14 protein-coding genes are annotated in these 15652 nt (G+C 38.9%); 4 read left to right on the top strand and 10 right to left on the bottom strand.

Features of this window, described 5'->3' with window-relative positions; all coding sequences use genetic code 11:
* Positions 1-75: 75 nt before the first annotated feature.
* The 8 genes from argH to trmD all read right to left on the bottom strand — a co-directional run bounded on the left by argH (position 76) and on the right by trmD (position 7182).
* Complete coding sequence (gene argH / locus ACIR310F_RS0104480) at positions 76-1464, bottom strand: argininosuccinate lyase (protein ID WP_028082785.1); 1389 nt, start codon at positions 1462-1464, stop codon at positions 76-78.
* Between the two features lie 221 nt (positions 1465-1685).
* Positions 1686-1898 carry a hypothetical protein gene (locus ACIR310F_RS0104485; protein ID WP_028082786.1) on the bottom strand — a complete coding sequence of 71 codons (213 nt, stop codon included), beginning with the start codon at positions 1896-1898 and terminating at the stop codon, positions 1686-1688.
* A 101-nt stretch (positions 1899-1999) separates the two neighbouring features.
* The gene (gene larB / locus ACIR310F_RS0104490; protein WP_028082787.1) at positions 2000-2785 is read right to left on the bottom strand and encodes a nickel pincer cofactor biosynthesis protein LarB; all 786 of its coding nucleotides are present in this window, start codon (positions 2783-2785) and stop codon (positions 2000-2002) included.
* A 46-nt stretch (positions 2786-2831) separates the two neighbouring features.
* Positions 2832-4616: an ABC transporter substrate-binding protein gene (locus tag ACIR310F_RS0104495; protein WP_028082788.1), complete on the bottom strand. Its 1785-nt coding sequence runs from the start codon at positions 4614-4616 to the stop codon at positions 2832-2834.
* 25 nt (positions 4617-4641) lie between these two features.
* Positions 4642-5262 (bottom strand): PIN domain-containing protein, encoded by a 621-nt coding sequence (locus ACIR310F_RS0104500; protein WP_028082789.1) that lies wholly within the window; start codon positions 5260-5262, stop codon positions 4642-4644.
* 41 nt (positions 5263-5303) lie between these two features.
* A complete protein-coding gene (locus ACIR310F_RS0104505; protein WP_051289474.1) occupies positions 5304-5849 on the bottom strand; it encodes a hypothetical protein in 546 nt (181 codons plus the stop codon).
* Positions 5850-5875: 26 nt separating this feature from the next.
* Positions 5876-6358, bottom strand: coding sequence for a 2-C-methyl-D-erythritol 2,4-cyclodiphosphate synthase (ispF, locus tag ACIR310F_RS0104510; protein WP_028082791.1), 483 nt, complete (start codon positions 6356-6358; stop codon positions 5876-5878).
* Positions 6359-6471: 113 nt separating this feature from the next.
* The gene (trmD, locus tag ACIR310F_RS0104515) at positions 6472-7182 is read right to left on the bottom strand and encodes a tRNA (guanosine(37)-N1)-methyltransferase TrmD (RefSeq protein WP_028082792.1); all 711 of its coding nucleotides are present in this window, start codon (positions 7180-7182) and stop codon (positions 6472-6474) included.
* Positions 7183-7727: 545 nt separating this feature from the next.
* On the opposite strand from trmD, the gene ACIR310F_RS0104520 reads away from it, so the two are divergent.
* Positions 7728-8591, top strand: a complete 864-nt coding sequence (locus ACIR310F_RS0104520) for a cyanophycinase (RefSeq protein ID WP_028082793.1) — start codon at positions 7728-7730, stop codon at positions 8589-8591.
* A gap of 167 nt (positions 8592-8758) precedes the next feature.
* A complete protein-coding gene (cphA, locus tag ACIR310F_RS0104525; RefSeq protein WP_028082794.1) occupies positions 8759-11470 on the top strand; it encodes a cyanophycin synthetase in 2712 nt (903 codons plus the stop codon).
* Between the two features lie 179 nt (positions 11471-11649).
* Here cphA and ACIR310F_RS0104530 read toward each other — a convergent pair whose 3' ends face one another.
* Positions 11650-13044 (bottom strand): serine/threonine protein kinase, encoded by a 1395-nt coding sequence (locus tag ACIR310F_RS0104530; RefSeq protein ID WP_028082795.1) that lies wholly within the window; start codon positions 13042-13044, stop codon positions 11650-11652.
* Between the two features lie 114 nt (positions 13045-13158).
* Here ACIR310F_RS0104530 and cbiT point away from each other — a divergent pair, with 114 nt between their 5' ends.
* Positions 13159-13761 carry a precorrin-6Y C5,15-methyltransferase subunit CbiT gene (gene cbiT / locus ACIR310F_RS0104535; protein WP_028082796.1) on the top strand — a complete coding sequence of 201 codons (603 nt, stop codon included), beginning with the start codon at positions 13159-13161 and terminating at the stop codon, positions 13759-13761.
* Positions 13762-13841: 80 nt separating this feature from the next.
* Complete coding sequence (locus tag ACIR310F_RS0104540) at positions 13842-14732, top strand: phosphatidate cytidylyltransferase (protein WP_028082797.1); 891 nt, start codon at positions 13842-13844, stop codon at positions 14730-14732.
* A gap of 83 nt (positions 14733-14815) precedes the next feature.
* Here ACIR310F_RS0104540 and ACIR310F_RS0104545 read toward each other — a convergent pair whose 3' ends face one another.
* The gene (locus ACIR310F_RS0104545; protein WP_331271301.1) at positions 14816-15469 is read right to left on the bottom strand and encodes an LmeA family phospholipid-binding protein; all 654 of its coding nucleotides are present in this window, start codon (positions 15467-15469) and stop codon (positions 14816-14818) included.
* Positions 15470-15652: the final 183 nt, after the last annotated feature.

Here is a 15652-nt window from a genome sequence, read left to right on the forward strand (position 1 = left end):
AAAAAGTGAATTACCAATTACCAATTACCCATTACCCATTACCCATTACCCATTACCCACTCCCTAAATTAAAAATTATTTGCCGTTGATTTGAGTCCGGGCATTAACAATGGCCTCTCTGACTTGAACAAAACCTGTGCCACCATAGCTATTGCGGGCTGCAACTACTTGACGAGGGGCTATGGCTTCATAAATATCCGCTGCAAAGGCAGGATGAATTTCTTGCCACTCTTCTAAGTGCAAATCTTTAAGTAGTTTACCAGCAGCAATACTGGTTTTCACGACTTTACCAACAATATTATAAGCTTCTCGGAAGGGTACACCACGGGCAGCGAGATAATCTGCAACATCTGTAGCATTAGCAAAGTCCTCTGTAACCGCTGTTGCTAATCGCTGATGACGAAATTCTAAACCTTCTTGCAGTAAAATTGTCATTGCCTCTAAACAGGCTTTAACTGTGTTCACGCTGTCAAAGATACCTTCTTTATCCTCCTGTAGGTCTTTATTATAAGCCAGTGGTAAACCCTTCATAATCACTAACATGGCTTGTAAATGACCAAATACCCGCCCCGTTTTCCCTCTGACTAATTCTGGTACGTCAGGGTTTTTCTTTTGGGGCATAATGCTAGAACCCGTAGCACAGCTATCTTTAAGGGTAACAAAACGAAATTCTTCTGAAGCCCACAAAATCACTTCCTCAGAAAGACGGCTGAGGTGAACCATGATTATACTAGCAGCACAGAGAAATTCTATGGCGAAATCCCGATCGCTAACTCCATCCAAGCTATTGGCATAAACGCGATCAAAATGCAATAACTTCGCTGTATAGTGGCGGTCAATAGGAAAAGTTGTTCCCGCTAAAGCACCACAACCCAAAGGGGAGATATTCACTCGGCTATAAACGTCTGCTAACCTTTCCCAGTCCCGTTGTGCCATCTGAAAGTATGCTAGTAAATGATGTGCTAAACTCACGGGCTGGGCCCGTTGCAGGTGGGTGTAACCAGGAATCAGCGTTTCTACATTTTTTTCAGCTATATCAAGTAAAACCCCTTGAAACTCCCGCAATTGCTGGCGAATTTTCCGAATTTGATCACGAAGATATAATCTAGTATCAGTACCTACTTGATCATTGCGAGAACGGGCTGTGTGTAGCTTTTTACCGACATCCCCGACAATTTCCGTTAGTCGCTTTTCTACAGCAAAATGCACATCTTCAGAGTCAATACCGGGCTGAAATTTTCCTTGGTCGTATTCTTGACGAATTTGTTCTAAACCTGTAAATAGTATTTCCCCTTCTTCATAAGAAATTATCCCAGTGTGAGCTAACATTTTAGCATGAGCTTGAGAACCAGTAATGTCATATTTGATCAGTTCGATATCAAAACCTATACTGGCATTAAAGCGAGCAATCGCAGGATTTAGCGCGGACTCGAACCGCTGACTCCAAGTTTGTTTTTCGGTCATAAATCTGAATAGAGGAGAATGTGATAGTAGACACTACAAAACAGGCAGTAGAAACCGCCTTTACACACAGAAAATACATCTTCATGGGTTTTAAACCCTTGTTTTTTTGTTAATATACGCAAGCAAACTTTGCTTATGTAGTAGCAAATTATATTTGCTTGCAACCTTGAAAACACCCTGAGAGATTTTTCCTGAAAATCAATTCAAAATCTAAAATCTATTTAGCCGAAACTACTTAAACTTTTAAGCAGATAACCAACAACTACACCAATAAACAGCGCCCAAACTTGCCCAGTTGTGATAAAGTGATTCCAACCAAGTCGCATTTGCTCCAAAAGGTCTGGGTCTTTAATATGACTGTAATCAGCCAGAAAAGTGATATGTTGGTGTAAATTGCCTAAAAATGGCAATAGTAAATCATTCAGGTTTTCCATAATACTGTAAGCAAAATCTTGACAAATTCTATTAAATAGTAAAAGTAGCTAATTGAGGTAGAAAATACGGCAATTATATTCTATTTTACCCTGTTACTTGACTATGTTTCTGCTGTCAAGCGTAATTTTTCTGAAGTTCTTAAAATTTGTCCCGCTAAAACCGCTGCACCAAAGCCATTATCTATATTTACCACACCTATACCAGCAGCGCAAGAATTGAGCATTGTCAATAGAGGTGCTAAACCGGAAAAACTCGCACCATAACCAATACTAGTAGGAACAGCAATCACTGGACAATCTGCCAAACCAGCTACTACACTAGGTAAAGCCCCTTCCATACCCGCTACGACAATTAATACTGACGCTGATTCTAATAGGTGACGGTTACTTAGTAAACGGTGTATTCCCGCTATACCTACATCCCAAAGACGCTGTACAGAGAAACCAGAAAGTTCAGCAGTGACAGCCGCTTCTTCAGCAACAGCTAAATCAGCAGTACCAGCGGAAAGAATGCCAATTTTACCAGGAAATTTGACTTCAATTACCGAGGGAGCAATGGCACAGATTCGGGCTTGTTCGTAATATTGTATACCTCTAACTTTTTTTTGAATTGCGGAATATACTTGAGGTTCTATACGGGTAGCCATGACTACAGAAGTCCGATGTCTCATGACCTCCATAATTTGAGTAATTTGTTCGGGTGTTTTACCAGGTCCCCAAATTACTTCCGGGAAACCGGTTCTTAATTGACGGTGGTGGTCTATTTTAGCAAACTCACCTACAGATTGATAGGCTAGATCTTTGAGGGAGTCGAAGGCTATCTCTGGAGTTATTTTACCATTAGCGACAGCTTCTAAGAGCGATCGCAAATTTTCGGGTTGAGTCATGGGATTTTGGATTTTGGATTTGAGATTTTGGAGTTCCCTTATGCAGTTATTTTGTCACTTTAATTTCATGAATATTCCAAAAAGCACCACCAAGAGCAGAAAATTGGATACCTTGAAACCGGTTCCGAATTGCGGACATAGCGTAGGAATTAACCAAATAAATAAAAGGTAAATATTCTTGTGTTAATTGTTGACTTTCGCCATAAATTTGTTTAACTTTCTCTTCATCAAATTCTTGCGCCCCTTGAATATAAAGTTCATTAATTTTGATTTCCCAAGGTGTAACTTCTCTCCCCTCAATTGGTTTCTGTCCGGCTTGGGGCTTCTGATTAAACATATGTAAACCTCCTTCAGGTGACCACACATTTGCACCGTCATTAGGTTCTAAACCCCCCGTTAAGCCTATTAAACAAGCATCCCAATCTAAAGTATTAGAAAGTTTATCTATAAAGGCATTCCAAGCCAGAGGTGCAAAATCTACTTGAATACCGATTTTACTTAAATCCTGTTTAATTTGTGAACCCATTGATTCCCGAATTTTATTCCCAGAATTTGTTAATAATGTAAATCTCACCTCATTACCTTGATCATCTAGTAACAGATTTTTGTCATTATATTTAAATCCGGCCTGTAGTAGTAATTGTTTAGCTTTATCGGGATTATATGTGTAAACCTTCAAGCCTTTTTCCGGTGGTAAAAAATAAGGACTTTGGACAGAAATAGGAGAATCTTGAGGTGTACCTAAACCACGAAAAGTATTATTTAACATGGTTTTTCTATCAATAGCATAGGCTACAGCTTGACGAAATTGGACATTATTAAACCATTTAGATTTAATAGGATCAACTAAAGGCTGATCATCTCTTTTTCCCTTATTTAAATTAAAAGAAATAAAGGAAGTAGCAGAACTTGGACCACCATTATATATTTGAAAATTACCTTGTTTTTCTTGAACTTTTAACAGAGAAAAATAATCAGGGGAAACCCCAATAGCATCTAAATCTCCAGAGCGAAATTGAAGTAAAGCAGTATCAGTTGATTCGACAATTTGCCAAATTATCCGTTCAATATATGGTTGGGATTTACCTTGAGCATCTTTCCGCCAATAATAGGGATTACGACGAAAAATTATCCGTTGACTTGTATCATATCTTTCCAGTTTGTAAGGTCCATTAACAATAAGTTCTTCAGGAGGAGTATCAACACCCCATTTACTTAAAAACTCTAGTTTACCATCTTTATTTTTGGTTTTGACTGATTTTTCTAAGATATGAGCAGGTAAAATAGGCGCTCCTGTACTCAGTAAAAAAGGTCTAAATGGTTCAGGTACAGTAAATTCTACTCTCCTATTATCTATTTTTTTAACTGTTGGTAATTTGCGATCTTTCCCCACTCTTAAAACATCTCTAGTGTCTGTGGGTATGTCTTGATTTAGATAAATATCATTATAGGTAAAGACGACATCATCAACTGTTAATGGTTCTCCATTTGACCATTTTAAACCTTCGCGCATAGTAAAGGTAATTTTCGTTTTATCTTCTGATATTTCCCAAGATTCGGCTAATGCTCCTTCTATTTTACCATCAATAGGATTTTGAGTTAATAATCCCTCATAAGTGTAACCAAAAATATTTGGTGATTCGGAACTCAACGCAGCATTAAATGTTTTTGGATCACTAAGAATACTGGTTACTAATTGGGGTACTTGAGCGGTGCTAGTTTTTAATTTGGTTGGACTACAAGCGGTAATTCCTATTGCTGTAAAAGCAATGATTGTTATTAGTAATAAAAAGCCTTTGGTGGAATTGAGTATTGTTTTAGTTAATGTCATAGTTTCGGTAATTAAATAATTATTTTTAAGTTAATGAACGAGAGTTAAACCAGTCGAGAAAATGCTGTGTCATTGTAAAATACCTAATTCCAGCATTGCGTAAAGCATATCTAACTTCAGGTTTATCAAAGTCTTTACTGTTATTACTAATAAATGCTTTATCTTCTTGAGGATATAACTGGGCATGATCTAAGATAGATTGTAATATTATATTATCCATAATATCATTTTTAATTAGTAATATTTCTGGTTGTGTCAACACTGATGTACAAATATTCTTAAGGTTATTAAGATTTACATTGATGATGTTAATGCGAGTATTAATAGCATTAGTAAGGCGAGATTCAATGTCATTAAGTAAACCATCATTAGTAATGATAGCTTGTTGTAGCTGTTGAACTAATAGAGGAGCATAATTAGAAGTTTGATCACGAGCAATTTCTCTAATTTTTAGTTCCATATCTTTTTTAAAATTAAGTTTTTCCTGCTTCTCTAATTTATAAACTGTAATTGCTTCTATATAACAAATATGGGGTATAAATATTTTTAAAGACCTAAGACGATTATAAAGCAAATTATCCGCTCGTGTATCCTGTCCTTTAGCAATAGTCATTAAAAAATTAGTTTCTATATAAAGTATGGTCATTTTAATATTCCTGGTACTGGTAAATAAATATAAATTACCTATTATTCATCATTTTGCGAATATGTTTCTCCATGTTTTAGCTTTGCTAATAAACCTATTTTTTCAAATTTTTCAGAAGCAGGTGGTATTTCTAATTTCCAGTGATAAGTCAAATCTCTTAACCAAGATACTATCAGGGTTTTTAAGTAGAAATTAAAAATTTTTTTTTCGCAAAATTCTGAATCATAATGACTAAGAATTTTTCCTGTATTTAATGATATAGCTGGTTTAGAAAATACACCATTTTTAGATTGAAAAACATTAATTTCTGTTAAATTTGCTAACATAACAAATCGCGGGTTTTCCTGAGAATTTTTTAAATATAGATTGCTAACTTTTGATAAATTATTTTCATGACTTTCTAGAATTTCTTGCGCTTTGACATCTACTAATAATGCAATTTGCTGATTTTGATCTAAGACAACAATATCTGGAGAAGACAGTTGAAATAAACTTTCTATTTTCTCTGGTGAATCAAATTGATTATTCCAAATACTAGAAATAAGTCTAATTTTAATTAGTTCTTCTGGTTTATCTAAACTAAACATTCTTTTATTCTCCTATTAGTTATCAATTAATCACCACTTACCAACAAAACCACAGCATAAGCACAAATCCCTTCTTCCCGTCCCGTCGGTCCCAATTTTTCGTTAGTAGTAGCTTTGACACCAATTTGATTTGGTGCTACTGCTAAAACTGCTGCTAATTTATCCCGCATGGAATGAATATGAGGTTTTAATTTGGGACGTTCAGCAACTACAACAGAATCAATATTGCCGATTTTCCAACCTTGATCAAGAATTAGCTGATTGACCTGTTTTAATAATACAAGACTATCAGCACCTTTCCATTGGGGATCTGTGGGGGGGAAATAATGACCAATATCCCCTAAAGATAATGCTCCTAGCATTGCGTCCATGATGGCATGAGTAAGGACATCAGCATCACTGTGTCCTAACAAACCGAGTTCATGGGGAATATGAATACCGCCCAAAATTAAATGGCGATCGCTCACCAATCTGTGTATATCATAGCCATTACCAATTCTGATGTTCATAGTTAGTTGTCCGTTGTCAGTAGTTAGTTGTCAGTGGTTAGTTGTCAGTGGTTAGTTGTTAGTGGTTAATTGTTAGTGGTTAATTGTCACCGTGGCGTAGCACCTGTTCCCTGTCACCTGTCCCCTGTTCCCTGTTCCCTTTCCTCTTGCCATTTTTTTAGTAAATCGGGACGACGTAAAGCAGTACGTTCAACTTGTTGTTGAAAACGCCAACGGGCTATTTTACCATGATTACCACTTAGTAACACATCAGGAACTTTCCAACCGCGAAAATTAGCAGGACGGGTATACTGGGGAAAATCTAACAAACTTTCTTCAAAACTCTCAGTTTTGAGAGATTCCTCCTTACCTACAGTTCCCGGTAACAGACGCATCACACCATTAATCAAAGCCATAGAAGGAATTTCACCCCCAGTCAGGATAAAATCTCCTAAAGACACCTCACGAGTCACTAAATTTAGTACCCTTTCATCTACTCCTTCATAGTGACCACAGATGATAACTAATTGGTCGTAATTCGTGGCTAATTCGCGCAGCAAAGGCTGGTTAATCGTTTGTCCTTGGGGACTCATGAAAATCACATCTCGACGGGGTAGAATTGGCAAAGACTCCACAGCTGCAAAGATAGGCTCTGGCTTCATTAACATTCCCACCCCACCGCCATAGGGTTCATCATCCACCTTGTGGTGCTTATCCGTGGTAAAATCTCTGGGGTTAGTCAGATGCACCTGAGCAATCTGTTTAGCTAAAGCCTTACCCAATAAACCAGAATGGAGGATTGAAGTAAAACAGTCGGGAAAAAGTGTAACTATATCAAAACGCACAGTAATTCGTATTCGATAGAACTAATCTTAGTGGTAGATACTGAGCAAACACAATAGCGTAGATAGGCCTAAGCCATAAAAACATCTAAAAATCAAGAAAAAATCTACCAATAGTATCTAAAAGTACCATAACTTTTAGTTCTTTGGTGAAATCAAAAGTTTTTCTAATCACTGGATTTGTGTTTAAATTGTGTTTAAATATTGTCACCACTAAATTTAAGTTAATAATCCCACTAATGTTAACAACTTCCGGGATGCATCCAGCCAGCCATGGCTACGCTATCAGAAGTAAGAGTGTCAAAACCTACTAAAACCTAAATCTAGAAAGGAATTGTAGTTGTATGAGGACTATAAAAGCCCTATAGAAGTCGTAGATAGGTAAAAAACAATGGCACTGGCTATGAGAAAGACGGACATGATGTCATAGTTGAAGCCTCATGTCCGTCAAGCCGTGTCCTCTCACACCAAGCAAAAGGCGAAAATTAACAAGTACCAAACCTTGTTCAATTGACCTGAAGTTGTTGACTCCCTCAAGCAGAAACACAATGCCGCAGTTAGAAGTTAAATCGCTGGAAATGAGGACACCCCAAGCAACTAAAACCGCCGTTATGGTTATCGGAGGCGCAGAAGATAAGGTTCATGGACGAGAAATTCTGAGAACTTTTTTTATTCGTGCTGGCGGTAACAAGGCGTATATTACAATAATTCCATCAGCCTCCCGGGAGCCTGCCATTATTGGTGGTAGGTATATCCGCATTTTTGAAGAAATGGGTGCGGAAAAGGTGGAAATTTTAGACATTCGTGAACGGGAACAATGCGAAAATCCTGAGATTAAAGCATCCCTCGAAGCCTGTAGTGGTGTCTTCTTGACAGGAGGAGACCAACTGCGCCTTTGTGGAGTCCTCTCCGACACCCCAGCCATGGAAATTATCCGCCAACGGGTGAGAGCCGGACAACTGACTCTAGCAGGTACAAGCGCTGGAGCAGCCGTAATGGGTCATCACATGATCGCTGGTGGTGGGAGTGGTGAAACACCCAATCGTTCCCTGGTGGACATGGCAACCGGTTTAGGATTTATTCCTGAAGTGGTAGTTGACCAACATTTCCATAACCGGAATCGCATGGGAAGACTTGTAAGTGCTATCGCCTCTCACCCTGATCGCTTAGGCATTGGTATTGATGAAGATACTTGTGCTGTGTTTGAACGGGATGGTTGGTTGCAAGTTATGGGTAAAGGTAGTGTTACTATTGTTGACCCGACAGAACTAACCCATACTAATGAACCTAGTGTTAGTGCTAATGAACCCTTGACAGTACATAATTTACGACTACATATCCTCAGTTACGGAGATCGCTTCCATCTTTACCAACGTACTGTTTTACCTGCTGTGCATCGCATCTCTAGCTAACGGGATAGAGTATCTAAAGTGACACTGGCTTGACCGCGACTTAATTTCTTCCTGTCCCCAGATTTAGATATGATCTCACTAGAAAAACTGTTCAGAATGAACAGTTTAGCGGTCAATTCCAGTCAGAAACTAGAATTTTGGTTCCGAATCTCCATCTACCTATTCCCATGAGAATCCTCAAGATCCAAACCTTACGCGGCCCAAACTACTGGAGCATTAGACGGCACAAGCTGATAGTTATGCGCCTCGACTTAGAGAATATTGCCGAAACTCCCTCTAATGAAATAACTGACTTTTATGAAGGATTAGTAGAGGCGCTGCCAAGTTTAGAGGGTCACTATTGTTCCCCCGGCTGTCGTGGTGGTTTTCTAATGCGGGTGCGAGAAGGCACTATGATGGGTCATATAGTGGAACACGTAGCCTTGGAACTCCAGGAATTGGCGGGAATGCACGTAGGTTTCGGTCGCACCCGTGAAACTGCCACACCTGGGATTTACCAGGTAGTGATTGAGTACCTAAATGAAGAAGCGGGTCGTTACGCAGCACGGGCAGCAGTAAGGCTATGTCAAAGCATTATTGACCGAGGTCGTTATCCAAAAGCCGAATTAGAGCAAGATATCCAAGACTTAAAAGACTTTTGGCGCGATGCAACTCTTGGACCGTCAACAGAAGCCATTATTAAAGAAGCTGAGAAAAAAGGCATTCCCTGGATGCCTTTACCAGCAAGGTTTCTCATTCAGTTGGGCTATGGTATCCATCAAAAACGGATTCAGGCCACAATGACCAATAACACAGGCATTCTCGGTGTAGAATTAGCTTGTGATAAAGAGGCTACTAAACGTATTCTCTATGCTAATGGTATACCAGTTCCTAGAGGTACAGTCATCAATTTCTTTGATGATTTGGAAGAAGCTATTGAATATGTTGGCGGGTATCCAATCGTTATTAAGCCTTTAGATGGTAATCATGGCCGTGGTATCACCATTGATATCAGAAACTGGAAAGACGCAGAAGCAGCCTATGAAATGGCTAGACAAGTTTCTAACTCAATCATTGTCGAGCGGTATTATCTTGGACGCGACCATAGGGTATTAGTAGTAAATGGCAAAGTAGTCGCTGTAGCAGAAAGAATCCCCGCCCATGTCCTGGGTAATGGCAAGTCTACTATTCTAGAACTCATTGAAGAAACTAACCAAGATCCTAAGCGCGGTGAAGGGCATGATAATGTTCTGACTAAGATTGAGTTAGACCGCAGCAGCTACCAGCTACTAGAAAGGCAAGGTTATACTATCAATAGTGTGCCACCATCAGGAGCAATTTGTTATCTACGGGCAACGGCAAATCTAAGTACAGGTGGTAGTGCTGTTGACCGTACGGACGAAATTCACCCAGAAAACGTTTGGTTAGCACAGCGGATAGTCCGAATCATCGGTTTAGATGTTGCTGGTATAGATATTGTCACTTCTGATATTAGCCGTCCTTTGAGAGAATTAGATGGTGTGATTGTCGAAGTTAATGCGGCCCCTGGTTTCCGAATGCACGTCGCTCCTAGCGTGGGTATACCCCGTAATGTCGCTGGTGCTGTGATTAATATGCTATTCCCCAATGATCAAGCCAGCCGTGTTCCCATTCTCTCAGTCACCGGCACAAATGGCAAAACCACTACTACCCGCCTATTGGCACACATTTATAAGCAAACAGGTAAGGTAGTCGGCTATACTACCACTGACGGTACTTATATCGGTGATTTCTTGGTAGAATCAGGAGATAATACTGGTCCTCAAAGCGCCCATGTTATCCTCCAAGATCCTACCGTAGAAGTGGCGGTATTAGAATCTGCTCGTGGTGGTCTTCTCCGCTCTGGACTCGGTTTTGATAATGCTAATGTTGGTGTAGTATTAAATGTATCCGCAGATCATCTCGGTATCAGTGATATAGATACTATAGAGCAATTAGCTCATCTTAAAAGCGTAGTCGCTGAAGCTGTATTCCCCGATGGTTATACCGTACTCAATGCTGATGATCCACGGGTTGCGGCTATGGCAGAAAAAACTAAGGCCAATGTGGCTTATTTTACCATGAATCCCGATTCGGAACTGGTGCGAAAGCATATCCAAAAGGGAGGAGTAGCCGCAGTATATGAACATGATTATCTGTCAATTGTTAAAGGTGATTGGACACACCGCATTGAAAGAGCGGAAAATATACCCTTGACAATGGGCGCAAGAGCGCCATTTATGATTGCTAATGCCCTAGCTGCAAGTTTGGCAGCTTTTGTCCAAGATGTCACAATTGAGCAAATTCGTGCTGGTTTAAGAAGTTTCCGCGCTTCTGTAAGTCAAACCCCAGGACGCATGAATTTGTTTAATTTGGGTAAATACCACGCTTTAGTTGATTATGCCCATAATGCGGCTAGTTATGAGGCTTTGGGTTCATTTGTTCGCAACTGGACAACAGGACAGCGTATTGGTGTGGTTGGAGGCCCTGGCGATCGCCGTGACGAAGATTTTGTTATGCTAGGTAAGTTATCGGCGGATATCTTTGACTACATTATTGTTAAGGAAGATGATGATACCAGAGGACGGCCACGGGGTTCAGCCTCGGATTTGATTACTAAGGGTATTAATGAGGTTAAGCCTAATAGTCGCTTTGAATCAATTCTAGACGAAACTCAAGCCATTAACAAAGCCTTAGATATGGCTACCGATGGTAGTTTAGTGGTGATCTTACCAGAAAGTGTTAACCGGGCGATCAAATTAATTAAGTTGCGTGGTGTGATAGATGATGAAATACCACTACAAAACTCAATTAGCAATGATTCCCAGACAAAACTTTCTGGGGGGGTAGCACCTTCCTCTGTGGTCAATACGCCTATTTAGTGAACTTTATCTTGTTTGTAAATTGCCCCCGGACTAATTTATAATTTCAGTCTGGGGGTTAATTTTAGCTGTAATTCATGTTATTTACGTTTAGTAATTAACCAACCTCAGCGGATAAATACAAAAGTGGCAATAATACTGAAAATTAATCAGAGTAGCATTGAGATGAGGCTTCAATACTATCTTACCTCAGAGATTCCTATACCCAACCAATCACTTAATTCCTTAGCTAACCATTCTAATTCTGCTTCAGATTTCAGAGTATCAAGATTAAACTCAAATTTTTTCACTCCCGCCCAAATTTCTAATTTTGCTGGCTGTAGGGTTCTATCTTCCGAATCTCCAGTAAAATGTTGTGGTGTATAAATCAGTTTATTAATACTTGCTCTAGAAGCTGAACGACGACGGATTTTCCATTTTCCTAACCAAGCATTAAAAGTAATTTGTTCTTTATCTATACGTACTTTCACGCTGCCAAATAAAGGGTATAATATGCCAGCATATATCATCGAAAAACCAGCACCCCAAAAAGGTAATGAAAACAAAGCAAAGGGAATATTGGCGGGAAAAGGAGCAGAAAGAGCGCCAATAGTCCAAACTAATATAAATAAATTCCAAAATGTGGCAAAACACCCTATAAATACCATCGAGGGTTTAAAGCCAGTATGGGGAATAATAATTTCTAAAAAATCTTCATTTTTTGTGAGTTGAATTTCACTACCTGCTGGTTTACCAACAGCTAAAGCTGTAATTTCGGTATATTCTCCCTCTCCCTGTTCTAAAGCTATCAGCGCTTGAGTTGCAGAAGAGAAACGCTTTTCTAAACTCGGTTCTGTGATTTTCTGCAACCAATTAGTAAAATACGGACTAATATTAGTAAATTGCTCAAACTGAATGCAAAAATCCTTTTGGGGTAAATCTGCTGGGTGAGTACCCGTTACCAAATAAATTATTGTGCATCCTAAACTATAAAGGTCAGAAGCGGGAACTGTGCGGCCTCCAAACTGTTCTTGTGGCATATAACCATAGGTTCCGACAATCGTTATTGTCCCTCCTTCTGCTGCTAGAACAGTCTGAACTGAACCAAAATCTACTAAATAAACTGAACCAACGCTATTACCAGAACGTTCTCCTAATAAAATATTGCTAGGCTTAATATCACGATGGATAACTGGCGGATTTAAGTTATGTAAATATATAAGAATTTCTAAAAGTGCTTTGGCAATTTCTTGGACTTCAACCTCTGTAAATTTTCTCCCAGTTTGTAAATATTGTTCTAGGGTTTGGGCTGGGATATAAGTCTGGACGAGGGCAAATCCTTTATATGTAGGGGAATTAACCTCAAAATAGTCTAAGTATGCAGGAATAAAAGGATGTGATAAAGATTTTAAAGTTTGAGCCTCCCTTTCAAACAATTTCAGATCATCCCATTCAAAATCACCACCAAAAGCAAGTAACTTGACAATTACCGATTTTCCAGTTACTACATCAGTAGCTAGGAAAGTGCTTCTACCAGCTTTTTTGCCTAACTGTTGTTGAATCTCGTAGCGATTGGCTAATATTTCCCTATTCATGACCATTAAAGTATCCTTCTGTCACTCATGAGCATAAATACCAAAATTATCTTCCCCATTCCTGATTTTTATTTAATTGTTAAATTAATTGTTAATTTTAATTTTTAATTGCTTATGCCTTCCCCACTTTGGCCTTATATTACTCCAGGGATTCCCGATGAATTATTTGAGCATTTACCAGGTATTCCCCTCAGTCAGCGAGAATTAAGATTGTTGTTGATTTCTCAACTGCGACTACAAGCAGATTCAATATTGTGGGATATTGGTGCGGGAACGGGTACAATTCCTATAGAGGTTGGTTTATTGTGTCCCCAAGGACGGGTAATTGCCATTGAACGTGATGAGGATGTAGCTAACCTGATTAAACGCAATTGCGATCGCTTTGAAGTGAAAAACGTAGCAGTTATCGAAGGTAGCGCCCCGGAATGTTTAAAGCAAATCAAGTTACAACCTAATCGTATTTGCATTGAAGGGGGAAAAGCCATAAATGAAATTGTCCAAGCTGCATGGCAATATTTACCCACATCTGGACGAGTAGTGGCGACAGCTGCTAATCTAGAAAATCTGTATGCTATTTCTCAAAGTTTTTCCCAATTGAGAGTGAGAAATATCGAAGTTGTCCAGTCAGGGGTGAACCGTTTGGAAACACGGGGTTATTCTCAAACTTTTGTAGCTGGAGATCCCATTTTTATTCTCAGTGGTGAGAAATTAGACTAAATTTGAATGAATTAAAACTTCTGCGGTTTTCGGTTTTGGATTCAATCCAAAATCTAAAATCCAAAATCCAAAATACTATTATGCCCTGGTCTCGAATTGTTAGTGGAATTATTGCGATTTTCATGGCGCTATCTTCAACCCTGTTAGGGGGGTGGTATTTCACCATAGCGATCGCTATTGTTGTATTTTTAGGTCAACAAGAATATTTTAACTTAGTGCGTTCTCGCGGCATTACACCAGCGGTAAAAACTACTATGTTTGTCAGTCAAGTTTTATTGGCAATTTGTACTCTGAATGCTAGTTTAGCTGATGCAATTATGCCCATAGCAGGAACACTGATTTGTTTTTATCTACTTTTTCAACCTAAACTAGCGACAATTGCCGATATTTCCGCTTCTATTATGGGTTTGTTTTATGTAGGTTATTTACCAAGTTACTGGGTACGCTTACGGGAAATTAATCATGATCTTACCAGTAATCTGCCTTTAGGTGGTTATTGGCCATCCCATTGGGAGGATATTGGACAAGGCAATTTTAGCGCCTTACCCACAGGTTTAACAACCACTATCCTTGCATTTTCCTGTATTTGGGCTGCTGATATTGGTGCTTATATTATTGGTAAATTCTTCGGTAAAACTCGTTTATCGGATATTAGTCCCAGGAAAACCGTAGAAGGTGCAGTTTTTGGTATTGCTGCTAGTTTGTCCGTGGCTGTGACAGGTGCTTATTTTCTCCATTTTCCCTACTGGTTAATTACCGGTTTAACATTGGGTTTGATTATTGGTATTGCTAGTTTATTAGGTGATTTAACGGAATCTTTACTTAAACGTGATGCGGGTGTCAAAGATTCTGGACAATTAATCCCTGGCCATGGTGGTATTTTAGATCGGACTGATAGTTATATTTTTACCGCGCCTTTAGTTTATTATTTTGTGACTCTTCTTTTACCACTGTTACAAACAACTCTATGATTCATAATTTGTGGTTTATTGTCACATATCAGCATAAAACTTGAAAATCCTTAAATCCTGGATATCCTGATGCAGACAGACGGTTATGGATTAATATTAATGCGTCCATAACAAGTTAGTTGTCCCGGTATCAGAGAGATTTCTTGAATATCAACATCTGTCCCCAGATTTATAATATCAGGAGCATATCCTTCTAGAATAACTTCTTCGTCGCTTTTGATCTCAACTTGTGTCAATTGCAGTTCTTGTCCGTTTAGTAGTTTTAAGTATAAATGAATATTAAAGAATGTTTCTTGCTTATCAGAAATAGTTATACCATGCAGTATCAATAACTGATTGTCAAGGGTAATTTTTCGCCAACTAAGGGACTTGGAATTTAGTCCAGATTCTGGTAATAGTGTAATTAGTAAATCACTTATAGCTGTCAATAATAATGGAGATGAGAGCGAGTTATTAAGATCCTGTTCTTCAACTATTAGTTTACCAACAACAGGTACTATTTCTAGTAATTGCAGCGGCTGTCCTCTCAATATTGATGAGACATTAAGTTGTATTTTTTCGGCATAAAGTTCGATTTCTGTGATATGAATTCCTCGATACACAGCTTTACTAGCAGAAATAGATACCCCAGGAATAGAACCAGAAAAAAGTTGGCGATCGCTCGCTTTAATCTGCACATCTAAATCCGATACGTGACTTAATTGAGTTCTTAGCCATAACTTAATCGCTGAAGTCAAAACTTTTGTAATTATCTTAACTTTGTTGTTATCTGTATTTGGGGAACTTGTTTTTATCATTTTTCGGTAATTCTATGTAAATACAGCGTTTTCCGCTCTGATGAGGTACAAAGCTGAATCATGAAACTCTTGTGGTGCGGGCATCTTGCCCGCTAGATATGTACCTCATAACACCGGGAAGTG

Origin of the sequence: Dolichospermum circinale AWQC310F, assembly GCF_000426925.1 — a bacterium.
In the GTDB taxonomy this organism is placed as follows: Bacteria; Cyanobacteriota; Cyanobacteriia; order Cyanobacteriales; family Nostocaceae; genus Dolichospermum; species Dolichospermum circinale.